Genomic DNA, 24,278 nt, shown 5'->3' with positions numbered 1-24,278 from the left:
AGACGAAGTCATGGCCGTTAATTTGCAGATCCCCTCCGAGTCCGAAATTTTTCCTGTTGCCGGCGTTGAAATCGGCGTCACCGAGGCCGGCATCCGCAAAGCCAACCGACGTGACCTGACCGTGTTCCGTCTGGCCGAAGGCACCAGCGTGGCGGGTGTGTTCACGCGCAACCGCTTCTGCGCCGCGCCGGTGCAGGTTTGCCAGGCCCACCTGGCCACCGGCGGCCCGATCAGCGCGCTGGTCATCAACACCGGCAACGCCAACGCAGGCACGGGTGAAGAAGGCCTGAAAAAGGCTCGCGACACCTGCGACGCGCTGGGTAAGTTGCTGGGCGTGCCGGCTGCGCAGATTCTGCCGTTTTCCACCGGCGTCATTCTTGAGCCGCTGCCGCTGGACCGCCTGGTCGCCGGCCTGCCGGGCGCCATCGCCAACCTGGGCGCCGACCACTGGTCCAGTGCCGCCCACGGCATCATGACGACGGACACGCTGCCCAAGATCTCGTCGGCCAAGGTGCAGATCGACGGCAAGACCGTTACCTTCACCGGCATCAGCAAGGGCGCGGGCATGATCCGCCCGAACATGGCCACGATGCTCAGCTTTTTGGCCACCGATGCCGGCATCGCCCAGCCGCTGTTGCAGAAGCTGGCCGTGGAAATCGCCGATGCTTCGTTCAACCGCATCACGGTTGACGGCGACACGTCCACGAACGATTCCTTCATCATCGCCGCGACTGGCAAGTCGGGCGTGAACGTCAACAGCGAGTCCGACGCCGCCTACGCCGCCGTGCGCGAGGCGCTGACCGCCGCCGCGCTGGAATTGGCCACGAAGATCGTGCGCGACGCCGAAGGCGCCACCAAGTTCATGACCATCCGCGTCGAAGAAGCCGGCACCACGGAAGAGGCGCTGAAGGTGGCGTATGCCGTGGCGCATTCGCCGCTGGTCAAGACGGCGTTCTTTGCATCGGACCCCAACCTGGGCCGCATCCTGGCGGCGGTGGGCTACGCGGGTATTGACGATCTGGACGTGTCGAACATTCGCCTGTGGCTGGACGATGTGCTGGTGGCGAAAGACGGCGGCCGCAATCCGGATTACCAGGAAGCCGACGGCCAGCGCGTGATGAAGCAGGCCGAGATCCAGGTGCGCATTGCGCTGGGCCGCGGCAAGGTGACGGACACGGTGTACACGTGCGATTTCTCGCATGAGTATGTGTCGATCAACGCGGATTACCGTTCGTAAATTGATGGGGCGCGAGCCATTTATTTGGTGAGGTGCCCGCGATATAGGTTGATGTTTGCCCGCGGTGTAGGTTGATGGTTGCGCACGGTGTAGGTTGATGGGTTGCGCGCGATCTTAGGCGGTGTTCTTCTTGAAGCAATTGCGCGCTTCACCCATCCTACGCCGGCACGACCTTCGTACGCCGGGACGACCGTCGTACGGTCGGACGACCATCGTAGGATGGGTGCAGCGCGCAAGACTGTTGCCAAGAACGCCACCGCCAAGCGCGCGAAACCCATCAAGCAGCGTCGGCGTTCTAACGTAGGATGGGTGCCGCGCGGCAGGCTGCCGCCAAAAACACAAGCGCCAAACGCGCAAACCCATCAAGCAGCGCCCGAACTCCAACCAAAATCATCCACAGCACAACCGCGACCCACAACAACCGCCCCACGCCACCCAAGGATGCAGACGTGACCGCAACCGAATTTTCCACTCTTATCCAGCGCGCCGAGCGGGTGCTGGCGCAGCTTGAGGCCTTTCTTCCGCCCGCCACGCCCGAGATCGACTGGAGCGCGCATGCCTTCCGTTGGCGCAAGCGTGGCTCGCGGGGCTGGCTGGACGCGGTGCGCCACGTCGCGCGCATCGACATGCAAGACCTTCAGCACATCGAGCGCCAGAAGGCCACCATCGACCGCAACACCGTGCAGTTCCTTGAGAACAAGCCGGCCAACAACGTGCTCATGACCGGCGCGCGCGGCACCGGTAAAAGCTCCCTGGTCAAAGCCATGCTGGCGGCCTATGGCGAGCGCGGCCTGCGCCTGATCGAAGTCGACAAGTCCGACCTGGGCGACCTGGCCGACATCGTTGAACTCGTCGCCTCGCGCCCCGAACGCTTCATCGTGTTCTGCGACGACCTGTCGTTCGAAGAAGGCGAGCCCGGCTACAAGGCGCTGAAATCCGTGCTGGACGGCTCCGTGTCGGCCTCGGGCGACAACGTGCTTATCTACGCCACGTCCAACCGGCGCCACCTGATGCCGGAATACATGAGCGAAAACCTGCAAGCCAAACACCAGCCCGATGGCGAAATCCATCCGGGCGAGACCGTCGAGGAAAAGATCTCGCTGTCGGAACGCTTCGGCCTGTGGCTGTCGTTCTATCCCTTCAAGCAGGACGACTACCTGGACATCGTCTACCACTGGCTGCGCGAGCTGGGTTGCCCCGAGGCGCATATCGAGCCCTCGCGCACCGAGGCGCTGCAGTGGACCATCGAACGCGGCTCGCGGTCGGGCCGGGTGGCCTATCAATTCGCACGCGATTGGGCGGCCCGCCATGTCTGAGAAGATCGTTGACGTTGCCGCCGGTTTGATCCTGCGTCCCGATGGCATGCTGCTGCTGGGCCAGCGGCCCGAAGGCAAGCCGTGGTCGGGCTGGTGGGAATTGCCGGGCGGCAAGCTGGAGCCGGGCGAAACCGTGCTGGAAGCGCTGGCCCGCGAACTGCAGGAAGAGTTGGGCATCCGCGTGACGCAGTCGCGGCCATGGGTGACCTATGTACACGTGTATCCGCACACCACGGTGCGCCTGGCGTTCTGCCACGTGACCGCGTGGGAGGGCGAGCCGCAAGGGCTTGAGAACCAGCGCCTGGAATGGGTGGACCCCGCCCGCGCAGCGTCGGTCGGCGACCTCTTGCCCGCCACCCTGCCCCCGTTGCGTTGGCTGCAATTGCCCACCACCTACGGCATCAGTTCGATGGGTTCGCGCGCGGGCGTGGCCGCGTTCCTGGGCCGCCTGGAAGCGGCGCTGGCGCGTGGCGTGAAGCTGGTGCAATTTCGTGAACCGCAATGGCCGGACGGCGCGGGTGCAAGCTCGCTGCACGAGGTCTTGCAGCAGGTGATCAAGCGTTGCCGCGCCGCCGGTGCGCGCGTGCTGGTCAATAGCGCACACCCCGCCGCATGGTGGAAGGAAGCCGACGGCGTGCACCTACGTACGGCCGATGCGGCCCGCCTGCATGCGCGGCCCGAGCTGCCGACTGGCGCGCTCGTTGGCGTGTCCGCGCACGACAACGCGCAGGTGGAGCACGCCCGCGAACTCGGGGCCGACTTCGCGGTGCTGGGGCCGGTGCTGGACACGCCCAGCCACCCCGGCGCGGCCACGCTTGGTTGGGAAGGCTTTGTCGCGGGCAACCGTGATGCGGGCATCCCCGTGTTCGCGCTGGGCGGCCAGTCGACCACGACCGTGTCGCACGCGCTACGCCATGGCGCACACGGCATCGCCGGCATTCGTGGGGTGATCTGACGCCCGCGCTATCACTCGGCCGTTTGCATCAAGACGCCGCGTTCCGTGCTTGCCACGGCGCGGCGTTTTTACATTCCGCCTGCGCTTCGATTGCCTGACCGCCACGTTCCACTTGCGCCGCGGTTGCACTTCAATTGCGCTTTAGTTGCGTTCCGCTTGCCCTTAGCTTGCATCGCCCATGCATGCACCGTCGCCGCATTGCCCCCTAGGGAAACTCCCCCCTTGCTGCCCTCAGGCCGAAAGCAATATCTTGGAATCCGTAATGTGACCACATAGTCACATTACGTCTGAATCGCAGTCGCTGCACCCTCTCTTTGTCGTCGTTCCCACAACAAGGAAGTCCAGCATGCCCCAGCGTTCCCCCTTTGAAGGCGATGCCAATCCGGCCCGCCGCGACTTTCTCTTGCGCGGCGCCGCAGGGCTGGCTGGCGCGGCCGGGCTGGCGGCCGCTGGCTGGCCCTTGCCGGGGTTGGCGCAACCCGTCTCGCCCCTGACCTTCGCCTTCTGGCCCTGGGGCAGCGAAATCGTGCAGCAGGGCGCCACGCGCTTCACGCAGGAAAGCGGCGTGCCGGTCAACCTATCTCCCATCCCCGGCGACTACGCTGCCGTGCTCGAAACCCAGTTGGCCGCCCGAGCGCCGCTGGACATGTTCTACGCGCAGCGCGGCCAGGCATCGCGCTGGTATGCGGCGGGCTGGATCAGGCCAATTGACGACATGCCCGGGCTGGCCGACATCCAGAAGCAGATGTTCCCCGGCATTGTTGACGACGCCCGCGCCACCGACGGCCGCTACTTGGGCCTGACCTATTACAACGGCGGCCCCTTCGCGTTGTTCCGCAACGAGAAGATGCTGGGCGAGGCCGGTTTCGGCGGCACGGCCAACGCGGCGGACTACCCGCAGGACTGGGCCACGGTGGAAAAGCAGGCGCGCGAAATCAAGAAAAAGGGCCTGTCCGAACACCCCTTGCTGATGCCCTGGTACAACGCCTGGACCGGCCTGCCCTGGGCCTTGATCGCGCAGTGCTTTGCCGAAGGCGAACGCTTTGTGGACGACGAGTTGCGCGCCACCTTCAACGCCGACACGCCCCTGGTGAAAGTGCTGACGGACTGGAAGCGCTGGTGGGACGACGAACTGGTGCAACGCGCCGTGCTGACCTGGTCAGGCACCGAAACGTCCAGCTCGTGGATGAAGGGCCAGCACGCCTTTCACCTGAACATCGACTACTACAGCTTCAACTACAACGACCCCGCCAAAAGCCAGATTGCCGCGTATTCCAGCTACAACCCGGTGGTGCCGGGCGCCACGCACGACACCGTGCTGGTGGGCCACGCGCTGCTGTGCATGTCGACCCGCAAGCGCAGCGACGCCGAGCAGGCCGCGCTGTGGGAACTGGTGAAGTACTTCGGCTACCGCGACAAGGCCGGCCAACTCACCACGCACAAGAACTGGATCGCCAAGGCCAATCTGGAAGTGCCGTTTCCCGAGCTCTACCGCGACCCGGACAGCCGCGCCGCCATCATGAAGTGGATGTACCCGCCGCAAGCCGAACAGGTCTATCAGTGGCTCTTCCAAGGCCGCGAGAAAGCGGTGGCCGCGCACATCCTGAAGGCACCCTGGTATCAGGAATGGGATACCGCCATGCACGAGATGATTGCGCAGGACCTGCTGATCAAGGGCTCGAAGACGCCCGCGCAAGTCGCCACCGAGCTGCGTGCCCGTTGGGACGCGCTCTACAAGAAGTACGCCAAGATCCTGAAGCGGAGCTGATATGGCCAGCGTCACCTTGCAAGGCATCCAGAAGGCCTATTCCCACTTCCAGGCCGTGCGCTCGCTGGACCTGGACATCCGCGACGGCGAATTCGTGGTGCTGCTGGGGCCATCCGGCTGCGGCAAGACCACCACGCTGAATATGATCGCGGGGCTGGACACGCCCACCGGCGGCGAGATCCGTATTGCCGACCGGCGCGTGGACCAGGTGCCGCCGCATCGGCGCAACGTGGCCATGGTGTTCCAGAGCATCGCGCTGTACCCGCACATGACCGTGCGCGAGAACATCGGCTTTCCGCTGCGCATGCAGAAGATGCCGACGGCCGACGTGCGCACCCGCGTGGACCAGGCGGCCAGCCTGCTGCGCGTGGAATCCATGCTGGACCGCAAGCCCTATCAGTTGTCGGGCGGGCAGCGTCAGCGCGTGGCGATCGGCCGCGCGGTGGTGCGCAGCCCCGACCTGTTCCTGTTCGACGAACCGCTGTCCAGCCTGGACGCCAAGCTGCGCACCGACATGCGGGTGGAACTCAAGCGCCTGCACCGCACGCTGCAAGCCACCTTCATCTACGTCACGCACGACCAGGTCGAGGCCATGACGCTGGCCGACCGCATCGCGGTGATGTCGGGCGGCAACCTGCTGCAGTTCGCCGACCCCGACACCATCTACCGCCGCCCCGCCAATATGGAAGTGGCCGACTTCATCGGCAACCCCGGCATGAACTTCCTGCGCGGCACGCTGCACGCGCAGGACGGCGCGCCTGCCTTGCACGCCGCCGGCACCGTGTACGTGCTGCCGCCCGCCTTGCACCCGGCCGCGCGCATGCTTCCCGAGGGCAGCGCGGCCACACTCGGCATCCGGCCAGAAGCCATGGCGCCTGCGCCGCTGGCGGGCGACGGCCTGTTGCTGCAAGGCAGCGTCTGGGCCGTGGAACCCGTGGGGCCCGATCAATTCGTGGACGTATGCGTCGCTGGCGAAGACGGCCCGCGACTGCGCGCGCGACTGCCGCCCGAACGTCGTTACGAGGTGGGCGCGCCCATTGCGCTGGCAATGCCCGCCGCGCGCCTGTACCTGTTCGACGCGCAAGGCTTGCGCGTGCATGGCGGCGAGGAGCCGCGCCTGTGAGCGCCGCCAGCTTGTCACCCGCCCGCCCCGCCGCCGCGCGCCAGGGCGGCCGCGAAATGTCGGACCTGAGCTTTGCGCTGACGGTCATCGTGGCGGTGTACGCGCTGAACACGCTGATCATCGGCGTACCGCTGGGCTATTCATTCTGGCTCAGCCTGCACGACACCAACGCCATCTTGCGTACCGAGGAATTCGTGGGCACGGCGCTCTACGGCGAGGTGATGTCCGACCCCGCCGTCATCGACGCCATCTGGCGCAGCCTGGGTTTCGTGGCGATGTGCGTGGTGGGTTCCTTCGTTGCCGCGCTGGGTATTGCGCTGGTGCTGAACGAAGAGATGCCGATGCGCGGTCTGGTGCGCGGCCTGGCGCTCTTGCCCTGGGCCATGTCCCAGGTGGTGACGGCCACCGTGTTTTCGTTCCTGCTCAACCCCAGCTTCGGCGCGCTGACCGGCCTGCTGGCGCCGCTGGGTCTGGCCAATGCGGCCACCGTGTGGCTGGCCAGCGACTGGGCGCTGTTCTGGGTGGCGCTGGCGTTTGTCTGGCATATCGCGCCGTTGGGCAGCTTCTTTTATCTGGCGGCGTTGCAGACGATTCCGCGCGATCTGTACCGCGCGGCGCGCGTGGATGGCGCGGGGCCGCTGTCGCGCTTCCGGCACATCACCTTGCCGCATCTGAAACACACCACGCTGATCGTGCTGGTGGTGATGACGGTGGAAGCCGTGCGCCAGTTCGACCTGTTGTTCTCGCTGACGCGCGGCGGGCCGGGCACGTCCACGCAGATCCTGCCCTTGCTGATCTTCCGCTACAACTTTGAATTCTCGAAGTATGGGCTGGCGTCGGCGGCGGCCTTTTTGCTGACCGTGTTGTCGCTGCTGCTGGCCACCGCCTACTTCATGCTGATCCGCAAGAAGCGCCCCCAAGGAGCCGCCCATGCGCAATGATGCCGCGAAAGTCACCGGCGAAGGCTGGCGCCCCTGGCTGGTCGGGGCGGGCGTGGCCCTGGTCGCGTTCTGGAGCCTGTTCCCGTTGTACTGGACGCTGAAGGCGTCCTTCATGGACGAGTCCGCCATCATCATGGGCGTGGCGCACAACGCGGGCGGATTCACGTTCGACAACTATCTGCGCGTGCTGGGCCTGTCCACGTCGGACTCGATCTTCGGCGGGCAGACCAAGGCCATCATGACCGGCTTTGTGAACAGCGCACTGGTGGCGCTGCCGGCCGCTGCCGCCGGCACGGCCATCGCCACGCTGGCGGGCTATGTGCTGGGCCGTTTTGAATTTCCGTTCAAGGGTCCGCTGCTGTACGTGCTACTGGCTTCGCGCACGCTGCCCCCGATAGCCTTGCTGATTCCGTACTACGTGTTCTTTGCCGCCATCGGCCTGGCGGGCAGCCTGTTCGGTCTGTGGGTCGTGTACCTGACCGCCGTGATCCCGCTGCTGTCGTGGGTGCTGATGGGCTACTTCGCGTCGCTGCCCGTCGAGATCGAACGCGCCGCGCGCATGGACGGCTGCACGCGCTGGCAGATGCTGCGCCACGTGACCTTGCCCATGGCCATGCCGGGCATTGCCGCCGCCTTCATCATCGCCTTCCTGGTGGGCTGGAACGACCTGCTGTTCGCCATCGTGTTGACGGGCGGCACGTCGGCGCAAACCTTGTCGGCCTCGCTGCTGGGCTTGTCACCATTGATGCCGGGCTTTCGCGCCGACCTGGGCCTGTTCGCCGCCGCCAGCATGCTGGCCGCCCTGCCCCCGTTGGCGTTGGCCATGCTGTTCCAGCGCTTCATCACCAACCTGAACATCGTCGACCCCGTGACGAGCAATACGGACTAGCCAATGACCATAGGCGTAGCGGCTTCGGGACGGGATGCGGGCGCGGCGGTGCGCACGGCGGCGCTGGCGGCCGAGTTGATGGGCCACGGCGCCATCGGCGGCTTCGCGGTGTTTGCCGTGATGGACGACGATGGCCGCGTGCACCACACGTCATGCCAGCGCGGCGGCGTCACCGCGCTGGACTTGCCGCCGGCCTGGCTGCGCGCGCCGCGCGCGGCCTTGATCGAAAGCGGTCCTGACCGCCCCGAACCCCTGGTGCAGTTCCTGCCCGGCGCCGATGGGGTAGGGCTGGTGACCGGCCACCGCCTGCCCAACCGGCCCGGTGCGGACGGCGTGCCGCTGAATCTTGCCGCGCTGCAACGCATGGCCGACGGCGCCACGCCCGCCGACGCCGTCGCGCAGGTGCTGCACGCGCATCCGGAAATCGATGCGGGCCTGATCGCGCTGTCCGCCACGGGCGAATTGGGCTGGGGCAATACCCGCCGCGTATCGCGCCGGCCCGACCACGGCATGGCCCATCGCGCCAACGGCGACTGCCGCGTCGCGGTGCTGCACAACTCCATTTATCCGTGCGCGCCGCTGGCCCACGCCATGGCGGACCTGGCCTGGTGCGCCTTGACCGGTGAGCCCGCTTCCTACCGCGCCCTGAGCCTGCATGCGGCAACGCCGATCACCCTCGCGTCCCATGACCGCGTGCAGGTGGACGCCCACGGCCGCATTCTTGCCATCGAACACGCCGACCCTTCATGGCCCCTGAATCCAAGGCGTGCGAATGTGGTCTACCTGGGCAGCGAAGTCTGGCAAGATGGAAGGCTAATCGGCCATACCGTCAGCGAACTTATTGCCGACCTGGCTGACGGGCAAGTGACCGGCGTGCCGGACCCTGCCCGCTTCCTTATCGTCATAAAGGAATAAGCCATGTCCCGCCGCGAAAATACCGAAAGACTGATCCTGCAAGCGCTGGAAGCCCAGATCCTGGAAACAGGCATGGGCGGGGTAGGCATCAACGCCATCGCCAAACGCGCGGGGGTCAGCAAAGAGCTTATCTACCGCTACTTCGACGGCATGCCCGGCCTGATGCTGGCCTGGATGCAGGAACAAGATTTCTGGACACGCAACCCCGGCCTGCTGGCGGAAGATGAATCCAGCCAGCGCACGCCCGCGGAACTGGTGCTGTCCATGCTGCGCGCGCAGATCGACGCGCTGGCCGGCAATGAAACCCTGCGCGAAGTACGCCGCTGGGAATTGATAGAACGCAACGAGGTGTCCGCGCCATTGGCCGAACGGCGCGAACGCGCGGCGCGCGGCTTCATCGACCGCCTGGACGGCCTGGCGCCCGACGTCGACATGCCCGCGACAGTCAGCGTGATGTTGGCCGGCGTGCTGTACCTGATGCTGCGCGCCAAGACCGAATCCCATTTCCTGGGCGTGCCGCTGCGCACGCCTGAAGGTTGGGAACGGATCAGCGCCGCACTGGAACACCTGGTGGCCCGTGGCTTGCCCGACCCCCTGAATACCGAATCCCTTGCCAACCTGGAGGCGCGGCGCGGCAAACCGCCGGCCGCCGATCCCCCCACCTGAGTCCTACATGCCCGCGCATCTTGACCCGCAGGAATACGACATCATCATCACAGGCGGCCAGGTCGCCGACGGTTTGGGCGGACCCGCCCGCCGCGCCGACATCGCCATCCAGGGCGAGCGCATCGCGGCCATTGGCGACGGCGCGCAATGGCGCGCGCGGCGTCGCCTGGACGCCACCGGCAAGGTGGTGTCACCGGGCTTTATCGATTGCCATACCCACGATGACCGCGCGTTGCTGGGCACGCCGCTGATGCGACCCAAAGTCAGCCAGGGCATCACCACCGTCGTCACCGGCAACTGCGGCATCAGCCTGGCGCCGGTGCGCGCGCCGGGCGATGTGGTGCCGCCCCCGCTGAACCTGCTGGCCAAGCACACGGGCGAACTCTACGCCCGCATGCAGGACTACGCCGACGCGCTTACCGACACGCCCGCCGCCGTCAACAGCCTGGCGCTGGTGGGCCATTCCAGTTTGCGCGTATCCGCCATGGACCGGCTGGACCGCCCGGCCGACAAGGGCGAGATCGCCGCCATGCGGCGCGCGCTGGACGAGGCCATGGCGGCCGGTGCCGCGGGCCTGTCCACGGGCCTGTACTACCCCACCGCCATGCATGCCAGCACCGAGGAAGTGATCGGCGTGGCCGAGCCCTTGTCAGCCTGGCGCGGCCTGTACACCACCCACCTGCGCGACGAAGCCGACCACGTTTGCGATGCCATGGAAGAAGCTTTCCTGATTGGCCGCGCGGCCGACGTGCCGGCCATCCTGTCGCACCACAAGGTCACCGGCAAGCACAACCACGGCCGCACCGCGCAAACGCTGGCGCTGTTTGACCGCGTGCGCGCCGACCAGCCGCTGGGCATGGACGTCTACCCCTACGCGGCGTCCTCCACCATTCTGGAACCGCGCCGCGTGGCGGCCGGCGAAAAAATCATCGTCACATGGTCGCAGACACGCCCGGAAATCCAGGGCGTGGACCTGCGCGAACTGGCCGCGCGCGAAGGGAAAGACCCCACCCGCCTGGCCGAAGAACTGTCGCCGGGCGGCGCCATTTATTTTTCGATGGACGAAGCCGACGTCAAGCGGGTCATCGGGCATGGCAGCGTCATGATCGGGTCAGACGGCCTGCCGCATGACCAGCGCCCGCACCCTCGCTTGTGGGGCGCGTTTTCGCGCGTGCTGGCGCGCTACGTGCGTGAGATGCGTGTGCTGGGCCTGGAGGAAGCCGTGCGCCGCATGACGAGCCTGACCGCCGCGCAATTCGGCTTGAAGGATCGCGGCGTGCTGCGTGCCGGCTGCTATGCCGACGTGGTGGTGTTCGACGCCGCCACCGTCGCCGACCTGGCCAGCTTTGCCGAACCGACGCTGCCGTCCACCGGCATCCACGCGGTGCTGGTCAATGGCCAACTGGTTGAAGAAGGCGGCGCACCCACGGGCGCCCGCCCGGGCCGCCTGCTGCGCGGCGACGAGCGCGCCGCCCCCGGTTTCGAAACGCCGGCCTGGGCGGCCTGTAACGCAAGCGCTACGTGAAGCGAATAACGAATAGCGAATAGCGAATAGCAAAAGGCAAATCGCACAAAGCAACCCTGAACGCCGCGCCCTCGGCGCGCGGCGGCTTTCCTGGAGCATCATGCACATCGTTGTCATCGGCGCGGGCGTGGTCGGCATGGCCACCGCCTACTTCCTGCATCGCGAGGGCCATCGCGTGACGGTCGTGGACGCGGGGTCCGGCCCGGGCCAGGCCACCAGCATGGCCAACGGCGCGCAACTGAGCTATAGCTTTGTCGCCCCGCTGGCCGACCCCGCCGTGTTGCCCAAGCTGCCGTCCTGGCTGCTGGCCCAGGATGCGCCGCTGCGCTTTCGCCCCCGGCTGGATCCCGATCAATGGCGCTGGAGCCTGGCTTTCCTACGCGCCTGCACGCGCGCCAAGAACCGCGAAACCACGCGCGAACTGCTGGCCTTGGGCATGTACAGCCGCTTGTGCGTACACGCGCTGGTGCGTGATGAACAACCCGACTTTGACTTTGCCACGGCGGGAAAACTGCTGGTCTACCAGGATGCCGACGCCTATCGGCAGGCGCTGGCGCAACGCGACTACCTGGCCGGCCTGGGCTGCGAGCAACGGGTGATGGACACCCGCGCCTGCCTCGAGATGGAGCCCGCGCTGGCCGGGATCGGCGCAAGCATCCAGGGCGCGCTCTATACCCCCACCGAAGACGCCGGTGATTGCCAACGGCTGTGTACCGAACTGGAACGCATCCTGCGCGCCGCGCCCGACCCCGTGCGCTTTCACTTCAACACACGGGTCGACACGCTGCGCCGCGAACACGGCCGCGTGATGGGCGCCGCCACGACGGCCGGCGACCTGGAAGCCGACCACTTCGTGCTCGCCAGCGGCATGGGCGCGCAAGCGCTGGCGCGGCCGCTGGGCTTGAACCTGGGCATCTATCCGCTAAAGGGCTACAGCCTGACCTATACGCTGACGCCGGACAGCGTGGCGCCCACCGCCAGCATCAGCGATATCCGGCGCAAGGTGGTGTATGCGCGGCTGGGGCAGCGGCTGCGCGTGGCGGGCATGGTGGATATTGGAACGGGTGGCGCGGGCGTGGACGCGCAGCGCGTGCGCAGCCTGGAGCGCGACGTGGCGCAGTTCTTTCCTGGCCTGAAGCCCGAAGGCGCGCCGAGCGCCTGGGCGGGGCTGCGGCCGGCCCGGCCAGACGGCAAGCCGCTGATCGGCGCCACGCCCTACCGCAACCTGTGGCTGAACACCGGCCACGGCGGCCTGGGCTTTACGCTGGCCTTGGGTAGCGCGCGGGTCTTGGCGGATTTGATGCGGGGTCGCGACCCCGCCGTGGACCCATCCGCTTTCGCGCTGGCGTAGGCGTGAGCGTTGGCGTTGCGTAGGCGCTGGCGTAGGCGGAGAGTAGCTGCCGCCTGCGCCCGCATAATCAGTCGGCCTTGATGCCTCGGCTTTGGATCAGCTTGCTCCACTTGCCGCGTTCCTGCTCTTCAAACGCGGCCAGATCGGCGCCAAAGACATTGCCTGGCGTGGCGCCGCCTTGCGCCAGCGATTGCTGTAGCTCGGGCGCTTTCAGGGCCTGCTTCATGGCGGCGATCAGCTTGTCGACCACCGGCGCCGGTGTGCCGCGCGGCGCATACAGGCCGGACCAGGCGGTGACCTCAAAGCCGGGCAAGCCAGCTTCAGCCATCGTCGGCAGGTCGGGCGCGGCCGGGCTGCGTTGGGCCGACGTGACGGCAATACCGCGCAGGCGTCCGCCCGGTTTCATGGCCGCCATGGAACTGGGCAGGTTGTCCATCAGGATGTCGACCTGGCCACCGATCACGGCGGGTATCGCCGCCGACGATCCCTTGAACGGCACGTGCAGCATCTGCAAGCCCGCCAAGGATTCGAAGTAGGCGCCGGTCAGATGCACCGATGAGCCAATGCCGGGCGAGGCATAGGAATACTTGCCCGGGTCCTTCTTCACCGCCTTCATCACGTCATCCAGATTGCGCCATGGCGACGTGGCGGCCACCGCCATCACGTTGGGCGTGGACGCGATGATGCCCAGCGGCACCAGGTCGGTGGCCGGGTTGAAGCCGATGTTGCTGTACAGATATTGGTTGACCGTCTGCGTGCCAATGGACCCCAGCACAATCGTGTAGCCATCCGGCGCGGCGCGCGTTGCGGCGGCTACGCCCAGGTTGCCCGCCGCGCCCGGCTTGTTTTCAACCACGATGGACTGGCCCAGCGTGGGCGCCATGTGCTGCGCGATGGTTCGCGCAAAGAGGTCGGTGGTGCCGCCCGCCGGAAACGGCACGATCAGAGTGATGGGCCGCGTGGGCCAAGTCTGTGCGGATGCGGCCGCGGAAAACACCAGCGTGGCGGCTGCCGCGGCAGAAGTCGCCTTGCCTGCCCAGCGCCCGGCACTGGCGGTGGTCCGCCATTGAAATGACCAGCCCATCCTCTTTCCCCTTCGCATGATTGTGTTCGTGTGATCAAACGGAAGTCGGCGTCGGTGCAGCATGACGTCATGCACAGCGAAAGTGACCATGCGGTCACTTTTCCCGCATTAAGAACCGGCGCCGAAAGCTTGTCAACGACAGCAAAGAGAATTAGGCGTAATCCCTAGCCTCGGCAATTCCCTAGGATCCTTGCGGCACCGCGGGCTGTTGGGACACCTGCGATTCCTGGGTTTCCTGGGACACCGGGGGCTGCTGTGTTCCTTGGCCCCCCTGGGTTATCGGGGCTTCCTGAGAAGCCTCCTCCCAGCCGCCGCCCAGGGCCACGATCAGGTTCACGCTGGCCAACAGACGCGTGCCCAACAGGCTTAGCGCATTGCGTTCGCTGTTGAGCGCGGTGGCGTCCACCACCGCCACGCTCAAGTAATCCACCAGCCCGGCCTGGTATTGGTTCTGGATCAGGCGCAGCGATTCGCGCGCGGACTCCAGCGCGCGGCGTTGCACGATCTGTTCTTGTTCCATGACCCGGAGCTGGATCAGATAGTCCTCGACTTCGCGCAGCCCCACCAACGCCGCCTGGCGGTAGGCGGCGGCCTGCGAGTCATAGGCGGCGCGTGCCTGTTCGACCTGCGCGGCGCGCGCGCCGCCATCGAAGATCGTCAGCGCCAGCGCCGGCCCCAGCGACCAGAAGCGCGCGGGCGCGGTCAGCAAGTCCGCGAACTGGCCGTTGCGAAAACCGCCGTCGGCCGACAGGATCAACGACGGGAACCACGCGGCTTGCGCCACGCCAATCTGCGCATTGGCGGCTGCCGCGCGGCGCTCGGCCGCGGCGATGTCCGGACGGCGCTCGAGCAGCTCGGACGGCAGGCCCACCGGAATCTGCGGCAACTGCAAGGTGAAGACGGCGGGCGGCAGGCCGAATTGCGACGGCGCCTGGCCCATCAACACCGCAATGGCGTGCTCGTACTGGCCGCGCTGCCAGTCCAGATCGATAGACTGCGCGCGCGTGCTTTCCACCTGCGTGCGCGCCACCGCCACATCGGCCTGCCCCGCCACGCCGACCTCGTAGCGGTTCTGCGTCAGCTTCAACGACCGTTCATAGGCCGCCACCGTGGCGTCCAGCAGGCGCTTCTGTTCGTCCAGCACGCGCAACTGGAAATAGGTTTGCACCAGCGCCGCTTGCGCGCTCAGGCGGGTGGCGCCCAGGTCCGCCAGGCTGGCGGCCGCGCTGGCCTCGGACGACTCGGTGCTTCGCCGCACGCGGCCCCACACGTCCACTTCCCAACTGACGCTGCCGGTCACGGAATACTGGTTGGACACGTTGCTGCCGTTGGTCGATGACGATGACCCGTTGCCAACACCCGCGCGCGATGCGCCCGCGCTGGCGCCCACGGTGGGATAGAAACCGGCGCGCGCGGCGCGCACCAGGCCCAGCGCCTGGCGGTAATTGGCTTCGGCCTGCGCGATGGTCTGGTTCGACGTGTTCAGGCGTTCCACCAAGGCGTCCAGCGTGTCGTCCCCATACACCAGCCACCACTTGCCACGGTCCGCTTCGTCGCGCGGCTGGGCCGGCTTCCAGCCCTCCACCTGCTGCTGGCCCTGGGCTTCCTTGTAGGACGCGCCCACATCCAATTCGGGGCGTTGGTAATCGGGGCCTACCGCGCAGGCGCCCAGCAGCGCGCACAGCGCCAACGTGATGGCGCTGCGAGGAAGACGGGTGGTGACAAGCGGCTTGGGTCGGATCATGTAGGTTCTATGGAAGCAGGGGCGTCTTTGCGCCGGCCGCGCCCGCGCGCGGCCCACAGGCGAAATCGGTCCAGGTAAAGATAAACCACGGGCGTGGTGTACAGCGTCAGGATCTGGCTGAGCACCAGGCCGCCCACGATGGTAATGCCCAAGGGCTGGCGCATCTCGACACCGGCGCCGGTGGCCAGCACCAGCGGCAACGCGCCGAAAATGGCGGCCATGGTCGTCATCATGATCGGGCGAAAGCGCGTCACGCATGCCTGGAAGATGGCCTCGCGCGGCGCCATGCCCTGGACCCGCTGGGCTTCCAGCGCAAAGTCCACCATCATGATGGCGTTCTTTTTCACGATGCCGATCAACAGGAACACACCGATCAGCGCAATCAAGGTGAAGTCGTGACGCACCAGCAGCAAGGCCAGCAATGCCCCCAGCCCGGCCGACGGCAGCGTCGACAGGATCGTCAGCGGATGCACGAAGCTTTCGTACAGAATGCCCAGCACGATGTACATGGTGACCAGCGCCGCCAGGATCAGCCACGGCTGTTGCGACAAGGTCTGCTGCAAGGCCGCCGCCGTACCCTGGAAGCCGGCCTGGATCTGATCCGACGGCAGACCAATGCGCGCCACCGCCGCGTCGATGGCGGCCGTGGCCTGCCCCAGCGACACGCCAGGCGCCAGGCTGAACGACACGGTGTCCGCCACGAACAGGCCCTGGTGTTGCACGCTGAGCGGCGCGTTGGAATTTTCCAGCCGGGCAAACGCCAGCAGCGGCACGCGCGCGCCGGTCGACGTAATCACTTCAACCTGCTTGAGCGATTCAATATCTTCGGCAAACTTCGGTTCCAGCCCCAGCACCACGTGATACTGGTTCAGCGGGCCGTACATGACCGACACCTGGCGCTGGCTGAAAGAATTGTTCAGCACGGTCGATATCGTGGACATGCTCACGCCCAGCCGGGTCGCGGCCTCGCGGTCGATCACCAGGTCAATCTGCCGGCCCTTGTCCTCGACATCGGTATCCACGTCGGTGATCTCGGGAATCTTGGCCATGGCCTGCTGCACCTTGGGCATCCAGGTGCGCAGCAGTTGCAGGTCGCCGGACATCAACGTGTAGTCGTAAGACCCCTGGCTTTGACGCCCGCCGATGCGGATGTCTTGCTGCGACACCAGGAACATGCGCGCCCCCGGCATGTTCTGCAGCTTGCCGCGCAGGCGGTTGATGACGTCGTCGGCCGACACCTTGCGCTCTTCCAGGGGCTTGAGCTGGATCTGCATGAAGCTGCTGTTGCTGCCGCCGCGCCCGCCCGCGTAGCCCGTCATGCTTTGCACGGCCGGATCCGCCAGCACCACCTTGCGCAGCGCATCCAGCTTGGGCACCGTGGCCTGGAACGACGTGCCCTGGTCCACCCGGAAAAAGCCCAGCAACTGGCCCGTGTCCTGCTGCGGAAAAAATCCCTTGGGCACCGCCATGTACAGGTACACGTTCAGGCCCACGGCCACCGCCAGTGTCAACATCATCAACCGGCCATGCGCCAAGGCCCAGCGCAGGCTGCGGCGGTAGCCGTCCAGCATGGCCTCGAAGCCGCGTTCGGCCCATTGCGCCAGGCGGCCCGGCGGCTTGGCGTCTTTCGGTTCGGGGCGCAGCAGACGCGCGCACATCATCGGTGTCAAGGTCAGCGACACCACCAGCGACACCATGATGGCGGCCGATAAGGTCACCGCGAATTCGCGGAACAGACGGCCGACCACGCCGCCCATCAGCAGGATCGGAATGAATACCGCCACCAGCGACAGGCTCATGGACAGCACGGTAAAGCCCACCTCGCGCGAGCCGCGCAGCGCCGCCCGCATTGGCGACATGCCGTTTTCCACGTGCCGCATGATGTTTTCCAGCACCACAATGGCGTCATCCACCACAAAGCCCGTGGCCACGATCAGCGCCATCAGCGAAATGGTGTTCAGCGTGAACCCGCACATATACATGATGCAGAAGGTGCCAATCAAAGACACCGGCACCGCCACGCTGGGGATGATGGCCGCGCGCCAGCGCCGCAGGAACAACAGCACCACCAGCACCACCAGGCCAACGGCAATGATCAGCGTCAGCTCGGCCTCGTGCAGCGACGCGCGAATGCTGGGCGTGCGGTCTTGCGCCACCGTCATGTTCACGTCGGCCGGCATCAGCGCCTGCAGCATGGGCAGTTGTGCGCGCACGGCGTCGACGGCTTCGATGATGTTGGCGTCGGCCTGGCGCCGCACGATCATCAGGATGGCCTTGCGATCGTTGTAGAAGCCGGTCTGGTAAAGGTCTTCAACGGAATCTTCCACCTTGGCCACGTCCGACACGCGCACCGGCGCGCCGTCTTTCCAGGCGACGATCAGCGGCCGGTATTGCTCGGCGCGGCTGAGCTGATCGCTGACCATGATCTGCCAGTGGTAGCGGTCGTTTTCCAACACACCCTTGGGCCGGTTCGCGTTGGCGTTGGCCAGGGTGGTGCGCAACTGGTCCAGCGACACGCCCTGGTTGGCCAGCGCGCCGGGCAGCACGGTAACGCGCACGGCCGGCAGCGAACTGCCGCCCACCGTGACCTCGCCCACCCCGTCCACCTGCGCCAGCTTCTGCGCCACGATGGTGGAGGCAATGTCGTACAACTGGCCCTGGCTCAACGTGTCGGACGTCAGCGCCAAGGTCATGATGGGCGCGTCCGACGGGTTGGACTTGTGATACGTGGGGTTGCTGCGCAAGCTGGTTGGCAAGAGCGAGCGCGCCGCGTTGATGGCGGCCTGCACGTCGCGCGCGGCGCCGTTGATGTCGCGCGACAGATCGAACTGCAAGGTGATGCGGGTTGATCCCTGCGAGCTGCGCGACGTCATCTCGGTCACGCCGGCAATGCTGCCCAGCGACCGTTCCAGCGGCGTGGCCACGCTGGACGCCATGGTTTCGGGGCTGGCGCCGGGCAGGCTGGCCGACACCGAAATCGTGGGGATGTCCACCTGCGGCAGGGGCGCCACCGGCAGCAGGAAGAACGCCAGCAAGCCCGCCATCACCACCGCCAGGCTAAGCAGCGTGGTCGCTACCGGCCGCATGATGAAAGGCGCCGACAGAATCATGACGCATCCCCGGCCGCCGGCTCGCGCACGCCACGCCAACGGCGCGACAGGCGGTCGAACATCAGGTAGATGACCGGTGTGGTGAACAGCGTAAGCACCTGGCTAAGCAACAGACCGCCCACCATCACCAGGCCCAGCGGCTGGCGCAGTTCCGCCCCCGTGCCGGTGGACAGCATCAGCGGCAAGGCGCCGAACAAGGCGGCCAGCGTCGTCATCAAGATGGGCCGAAAGCGCAGCAGCGCCGCTTCGTGAATGGCCGCGCGCGGGCTCAAGCCCCGCTTGCGCTCGGCGTCCAGCGCGAAGTCGATCATCATGATGGCGTTCTTTTTCACGATGCCGATCAAGAGGATGATGCCGATGATGCCGATCATGTCCAGCTCGGTGCCGCTGATCAGCAAGGCCAGCAAGGCGCCCACGCCGGCGGACGGCAAGGTCGACAGGATGGTGATGGGGTGGATGTAGCTTTCGTACAGCACGCCCAGCACGATATACATGGTGACCACGGCGGCCAGGATCAGCCACAGTGTGCTGGTCAGGGAATTCTGGAACGCCTGCGCCGCCCCCTGGAAACGGGTTTCAACGCTGGCGGGCATGCCGATCTCGGCCTCGGCGGCGGTAATGGCCTCGACCGCGTTCGACAGCGATGCGCCCGGCGCCAGATTGAACGACACGGTCACCATGGGGAACTGGTCCAGGCGGTTCACCGCCAGCACGGTCTTGCCTTCGGAAATATGCGCCACCGACGACAAGGGCACCTGCGTGCCGGCCGAGGTGGGCACGTGGATCTGCCCCAGCGCGGCGGGGTTCATCTGAAACTGCGGCTGCACTTCCAGCACCACGCGGTATTGGTTGGACTGCGTGAAAATCGTGGAGATCAGGCGTTGGCCGAAGGCGTCGTAAAGCGCCTCGTCGATGACGGCGGCGGTGATGCCCAAGCGGGACGCCGCATCGCGATCGATCTCGACCCAGGTTTGCAGGCCGTCGTCCTGCAGGTCATCGGTCACGTCTTTCAGGCCCGGCACCTGGCGCAGCCGCTCCACCAGCTTGGGCGTCCATTCGCTCAGCACCTTCAGGTCGGGGTTGGACAGCGTCATCTGGTATTGCGTGCGGCTGACGCGGTCTTCAATGGTCAGGTCTTGCACGGGCTGCATGTAGACGGTCAGCCCGTCCTGCTTGCTCAGCGATTGCTGCAAGCGCGCCATGACGGTAGCCAGGTCGCCGCTGCGTTCGGCCTGCGGTTTCAGCGCAATCTGCATACGCCCGGCGCTAAGCGTGGCGTTGCTGCCGTCAACCCCGATGAACGACGACACCGCCTGCACGTCCGGGTCTTCCAGCACCAGGCGCGCCGCGGCCTGCTGGCGTTCGGCCATGGCCGGGAAAGAGATGGATTGCGGGCCTTGCGTAATGGCCTGGATCAGGCCGGTGTCCTGCTGCGGGAAAAAGCCCTTGGGCACCATCAGGTACAACACCACCGTCAGTGCGAACGTGCCCAGCGCCACCAACAGGGTCAGCGTCTGATGCCGCAGCACCACTTGCAGCAGGCGGTCGTAGCCGGCGATGACGCGGTCGATGAAGTTGCCGGTGGCGGTATGAAAACGGCCGTGCTTCTGTTCTGATTCGGCGCGCAGCAGGCGCGCGCACATCATCGGCGTCAAGGTCAATGAAACCACCAGCGATATCAGGATGGATACCGCCAGCGTGATGGCGAATTCCCGGAACAAGCGGCCCACGACTTCCGTCATGAACAGCAGCGGGATCAGCACGGCGATCAGCGAGAAGGTCAGCGAGATCAGCGTGAAGCCGATCTGCGAGGCGCCCTTCAACGCGGCCTGCATGGGCGTTTCGCCTTCTTCAAGGTGGCGCGCGATGTTCTCGATCATGACGATGGCGTCGTCCACCACGAAACCGGTGGCGATCGTCAGCGCCATCAAGGTCAGGTTGTTGATGGAGAAGCCGGCCAGGTACATGACGCCGAACGTGCCCACCAGCGACAGCGGCACCACCACGCTGGGGATTAGCGTGGCGGTCAGGCTGCGCAGGAACACAAAGGTCACCATGACCACCAGCGCCACCGCCAGCAGCATTTCAAACTTCACGTCTTCGACGGAATCGCGGATGGTCTGCGTGCGGTCGGACACGACGGTCACGTCCAGCGTGGCCGGCAAGGCGGCGCGCAACTGCGGCAACAGCGTCTGGATGCGGTCGACCACGTCGATCACGTTGGCGCCCGGCTGGCGCTGGATGTTCAAAAGAATGGCGGGCTTGTCGCCCACCCATGCGGCCTGGCGTGTGTCTTCGGCGCCCTCGACCGCGCGCGCCACGTCGGACAGGCGCAGCGGCGCGTTGTTCTTGTAGGCGATGATCAGATCGTTGTAGTCGGTGGGCGACTTCAACTGATCGTTGGCGTTGATGGTGGTGGACCGCAGCGGGCCGTCCAGGTTGCCCTTGGGCTGGTTGACATTGGCGCCCACGATGGCGGTACGCAGGTCCGACAGCGCCAGCCCATTGGCGGCCAGCGCCTGCGGGTTGACCTGCACGCGCACGGCGGGACGCTGCCCGCCCGCCACGCTGACCAGGCCCACGCCCGGTATCTGCGACAGCTTCTGCGCGACTCGCGTGTCGACTAGGTCGCGCACCTGCGGCAAGGGCATGGTGGGCGACGTGATGGCCAGCGTCAGCACGGCGGCATCGGCCGGGTTCACCTTGTTGTAGGTGGGCGGCACCGGCAGGTCGCTGGGCAGCAGGTTGGACGCCGCGTTGATGGCGGCCTGCACCTGCTGCTCGGCCACATCCAGCGGCAGCGTCAGGTTGAACTGCATGGTGATGACCGAGGCGCCGCCCGAACTGGTGGACGACATCTGATTCAGGCCGGGCATCTGCCCAAACTGCCGTTCCAGCGGGGACGTGACCAGGGACGTCATGACGTCGGGGCTTGCCCCCGGGTACAGCGTCACCACCTGGATCGTCGGGTAGTCTACCTCGGGCAGCGCCGACACGGGCAAGAGCCGGTAGGCGATGAAGCCGGCGATCAGGATGGCCACCATCGCCAGCGTGGTGGCCACGGGGCGCAGAATGAACAGACGCGACGGACTCACGATGGGCTCGGCTTATTTCGACGGCGGCGTGGTGCCGGCCGGCGCACCCGCGCCCAGCGTCTTGTCGCGGGTGGCGGGAATGACTTCGGCGCCGCCCACGATTTCAACCTTGGCGCCGGCGCGCAGGCGGTCGGTGCCTTCGGTCACGACGCGATCACCCGGCTGCAGCCCTTCGTTCACGGCCACCATGCCGTTGTTGATGGCGCCCAACTTCACTGGGCGCACGACGATGGTGTCGTCTTGCTGCACCAGGAAGACAAAGGCGCCGGCCGAGCCTTGTTGCACGGCGGCGGTGGGGATGGCGGTTACGTCCTTGCGCGTCAGCACGTGCAGGCGCACGTTGACGAACTGGTTCGGAAAAAGCGCGTCGTCGGCGTTTTCAAACTTGGCTTTCAGCTTCAAGGTGCCGGTGGTGACGTCGATCTGGTTGTCCAGCGTTTCCAGCACGCCGGTGGCGATGCGGCGGGTGTCGGCGCGGTCATAGGCGTCAACCGGCAGGGTGCGGCCGGCGGCGATTTCACCGCGCACTTCGGGTAGCTGGGTCTCGGGCAAGGTGAAGACGACGGAGATCGGTTGCGTCTGGGTGATGACAACGAGCCCGTTGGTGTCCGAACTGGACACCAGGTTGCCGCGGTCGACCTGGCGCAAACCCAGCCGGCCGCTGATGGGCGCGGTGATGCGGGCATAGTCCAGTTGCAGCTTGGCGTTGTCGACATTGGCCTGGTCGCTTTTGACGGTGCCTTCGTATTGGCGCACCAGCGCGGCCTGCGTATCCACCTGCTGCTTGGCGATGGAGTTTTGCTTGAACAGGGTCTGATAGCGCTGCAGGTCGCGGCGCGCGTTTTCAAGCTGGGCCAGGTTCTGCATCTGCGTGCCGCGCGCCTGATCCAGCGCCACCTGGAACGCCCGCGGATCCACCTGCGCCAACAGGTCGCCCGCCTTGACGCGCTGGCCTTCCTGGAAGGCCACGTCCACCAGCTCACCACTGACGCGGCTACGCACGGTGACGGTGTTGTAGGCGGTAACGGTGCCAAGCGACTTCAGGTAGATGTCGATGTCCTGCTGGGTGGCGGTGGCAATGCGCACCGGCACGGGCATGTTGGCCATGGCGGCCATCGACGGACGCGCCCCGCCCGGGCCCCGCGCCCCAGCTTGCTTTGGGGAGGGCCGCAGCGCAAACCAGGCAACACCCGCCGCCACCAGCAACAACACCACCAGCCCGACAACGCGGCGGCGGCTCCAGCGGGAAGCTTGGGAAACAGGACGACTTTCGGACATGGAACGGTTCCGGCACTAATGCAGAAAGCCGTATTGTCTACTAGTCGGTCCCGGTTTCGCGCGCTGGAAGTCCCAGTTGAAACTGGCCGCAACAAGAATCGGGTTGGGGGGGGATGGGATTGGGGGGGGATGGGGTTGGGGGGGATGGGGTTGGGGGGGATGGGGTTGGGGGGGATGGGGTTGGGGGGGATGGGGTTGGGGGGGATGGGGTTGGGGGGGATGGGGTTGGGGGGGATGGGGTTGGGGGGGTGATGGGTTTCGCGCGTTGGGGCGGCCGGGTTCTTGGCTTGGGCTTGCCGCGCTGCACCCATCCTACGGGTGTGCGTTCACAGGGGGATGGCCCGATGTTGATCGTAGGATGGGTGGAGCGCGGGAGACAGTTCGCTAGAACACGACTGGATATCGCGCGAAACCCATCAGGCAGCGCTGAATTCTAGGAAAGGGTGACCACAGCGCAAAGGCCGCTTGATGGGTTTCGCGCGATTTACGGTGGGGTTCTTGCCACTGATCTTCCGCGCTGCACCCATCCTACGAGCTGCACAGGGTCATTTGAAAGGCGACGTCGCGGGCGACCTGCTGGGGCTTGAATTCGCCGTCCTGGGTGGAAAAGCGTATCCAGATCATGTACTTATTGGCGCTGATCTCGGGAAACAAACCTTGATCCTCATCTACCCAGACACGCAGCAATTGGAATTGCTTGCCGCCCAGCATCTGCTGATAGGCGCCCTGCTCGGCCACGATATCGGTCTTGCGGCCGGATTCGCGCAGCAATCGCAAGGCCAGCGTCAGGCCATCGTACAAGGCCAGGAAAGGAGACACCCAGGCCTGCAGGTCCGCGCAGCGGGCGGCTTCGGACTTGTTTTGCCAGGCAAAGTAAGAAGGCATGTCCACTTGCGTCGCGCTGCCCGGCACCGACAGGCGTCCGCGCAAGCTGGTCAGCCATTCGTTTTCGCGCAGGGACTGCCCGGTCTTACCGGGTGCGGCCAAGCCGCTGGCCACCTTTTCCAATTCGCGCAGCATGCCTTCCAGCGCATCCTGCGCCACGCCGGGGTGATCGCGCAGCCCCATCAGCGCGGTGCGCTGGCGCTCCAGGTCTTGCAGCACGGCGCCTTTCACGTCGGTGCGTTCGCAAGCGTCGAGGAGATCGAAAAGAGAGGTAACGGCCACCTGATGTTGGCGTGAGTCCCCAGCCCGCGAAAAGAAGAACAGCCTGTCCAACAGGTATTCCAATCGCAGGTAAGCGCGGATGCGCTCATTGAAGGGATATTCGTAAACAATCAC

At 66.1% G+C, this 24,278-nt stretch carries 17 protein-coding genes; 11 read left to right on the top strand and 6 right to left on the bottom strand.

Annotated features, from left to right (window positions below):
• Positions 1–10: 10 nt before the first annotated feature.
• The 11 genes from argJ (at position 11) to P8T11_RS22470 (ending at position 12,686) form a co-directional block, all read left to right on the top strand.
• The gene (gene argJ, locus P8T11_RS22520; protein WP_268079939.1) at positions 11–1,237 is read left to right on the top strand and encodes a bifunctional glutamate N-acetyltransferase/amino-acid acetyltransferase ArgJ; all 1,227 of its coding nucleotides are present in this window, start codon (positions 11–13) and stop codon (positions 1,235–1,237) included.
• A gap of 449 nt (positions 1,238–1,686) precedes the next feature.
• The gene (locus P8T11_RS22515; RefSeq protein ID WP_268079940.1) at positions 1,687–2,553 is read left to right on the top strand and encodes an ATP-binding protein; all 867 of its coding nucleotides are present in this window, start codon (positions 1,687–1,689) and stop codon (positions 2,551–2,553) included.
• A complete protein-coding gene (locus P8T11_RS22510) occupies positions 2,546–3,508 on the top strand; it encodes a Nudix family hydrolase (RefSeq protein ID WP_268079941.1) in 963 nt (320 codons plus the stop codon). Before P8T11_RS22515 ends, P8T11_RS22510 begins: the two co-directional genes overlap by 8 nt.
• A gap of 346 nt (positions 3,509–3,854) precedes the next feature.
• On the top strand, positions 3,855–5,276 hold the full coding sequence (locus P8T11_RS22505; protein WP_268079942.1) for an ABC transporter substrate-binding protein: 1,422 nt from the start codon (positions 3,855–3,857) through the stop codon (positions 5,274–5,276).
• A gap of 1 nt (position 5,277) precedes the next feature.
• Positions 5,278–6,399, top strand: a complete 1,122-nt coding sequence (locus tag P8T11_RS22500) for an ABC transporter ATP-binding protein (protein WP_268079943.1) — start codon at positions 5,278–5,280, stop codon at positions 6,397–6,399.
• Positions 6,396–7,340: a carbohydrate ABC transporter permease gene (locus tag P8T11_RS22495; RefSeq protein WP_268079944.1), complete on the top strand. Its 945-nt coding sequence runs from the start codon at positions 6,396–6,398 to the stop codon at positions 7,338–7,340. Before P8T11_RS22500 ends, P8T11_RS22495 begins: the two co-directional genes overlap by 4 nt.
• Positions 7,330–8,229: a carbohydrate ABC transporter permease gene (locus P8T11_RS22490; protein WP_268079945.1), complete on the top strand. Its 900-nt coding sequence runs from the start codon at positions 7,330–7,332 to the stop codon at positions 8,227–8,229. Before P8T11_RS22495 ends, P8T11_RS22490 begins: the two co-directional genes overlap by 11 nt.
• A 3-nt stretch (positions 8,230–8,232) precedes the next feature.
• Positions 8,233–9,144 carry a DUF6963 family protein gene (locus P8T11_RS22485; RefSeq protein ID WP_268079946.1) on the top strand — a complete coding sequence of 304 codons (912 nt, stop codon included), beginning with the start codon at positions 8,233–8,235 and terminating at the stop codon, positions 9,142–9,144.
• A gap of 3 nt (positions 9,145–9,147) precedes the next feature.
• Positions 9,148–9,810: a TetR/AcrR family transcriptional regulator gene (locus P8T11_RS22480; protein WP_268079947.1), complete on the top strand. Its 663-nt coding sequence runs from the start codon at positions 9,148–9,150 to the stop codon at positions 9,808–9,810.
• Positions 9,811–9,817: 7 nt separating this feature from the next.
• The gene (locus P8T11_RS22475) at positions 9,818–11,335 is read left to right on the top strand and encodes an N-acyl-D-amino-acid deacylase family protein (protein WP_268079948.1); all 1,518 of its coding nucleotides are present in this window, start codon (positions 9,818–9,820) and stop codon (positions 11,333–11,335) included.
• A 100-nt stretch (positions 11,336–11,435) separates the two neighbouring features.
• Positions 11,436–12,686, top strand: coding sequence for a D-amino acid dehydrogenase (locus tag P8T11_RS22470; RefSeq protein WP_268079949.1), 1,251 nt, complete (start codon positions 11,436–11,438; stop codon positions 12,684–12,686).
• Between the two features lie 67 nt (positions 12,687–12,753).
• Here the strand turns inward: P8T11_RS22470 and P8T11_RS22465 are convergent, their stop codons facing one another.
• From P8T11_RS22465 to zapD, 6 genes are all read right to left on the bottom strand, one after another.
• Complete coding sequence (locus tag P8T11_RS22465) at positions 12,754–13,770, bottom strand: Bug family tripartite tricarboxylate transporter substrate binding protein (RefSeq protein ID WP_268079950.1); 1,017 nt, start codon at positions 13,768–13,770, stop codon at positions 12,754–12,756.
• Positions 13,771–13,951: 181 nt separating this feature from the next.
• Positions 13,952–15,514 carry an efflux transporter outer membrane subunit gene (locus P8T11_RS22460; RefSeq protein ID WP_268079951.1) on the bottom strand — a complete coding sequence of 521 codons (1,563 nt, stop codon included), beginning with the start codon at positions 15,512–15,514 and terminating at the stop codon, positions 13,952–13,954.
• On the bottom strand, positions 15,511–18,624 hold the full coding sequence (locus tag P8T11_RS22455) for a multidrug efflux RND transporter permease subunit (RefSeq protein ID WP_268079952.1): 3,114 nt from the start codon (positions 18,622–18,624) through the stop codon (positions 15,511–15,513). The genes P8T11_RS22460 and P8T11_RS22455 overlap by 4 nt, the downstream gene beginning before the upstream one ends.
• A complete protein-coding gene (locus P8T11_RS22450; RefSeq protein WP_268079953.1) occupies positions 18,621–21,719 on the bottom strand; it encodes an MdtB/MuxB family multidrug efflux RND transporter permease subunit in 3,099 nt (1,032 codons plus the stop codon). The genes P8T11_RS22455 and P8T11_RS22450 overlap by 4 nt, the downstream gene beginning before the upstream one ends.
• A gap of 12 nt (positions 21,720–21,731) precedes the next feature.
• On the bottom strand, positions 21,732–22,997 hold the full coding sequence (locus tag P8T11_RS22445; protein ID WP_268079954.1) for an MdtA/MuxA family multidrug efflux RND transporter periplasmic adaptor subunit: 1,266 nt from the start codon (positions 22,995–22,997) through the stop codon (positions 21,732–21,734).
• Positions 22,998–23,525: 528 nt separating this feature from the next.
• Positions 23,526–24,278, bottom strand: a complete 753-nt coding sequence (gene zapD, locus P8T11_RS22440) for a cell division protein ZapD (RefSeq protein ID WP_268079955.1) — start codon at positions 24,276–24,278, stop codon at positions 23,526–23,528.

The sequence above is a fragment of the Achromobacter spanius genome (assembly GCF_029637605.1).
Taxonomy (GTDB): Bacteria; Pseudomonadota; Gammaproteobacteria; order Burkholderiales; family Burkholderiaceae_B; genus Achromobacter; species Achromobacter spanius_E.
The sequence above is the reverse complement of the archived record's forward strand: the minus strand, read 5'-3'. Positions and strand labels throughout refer to the sequence as shown.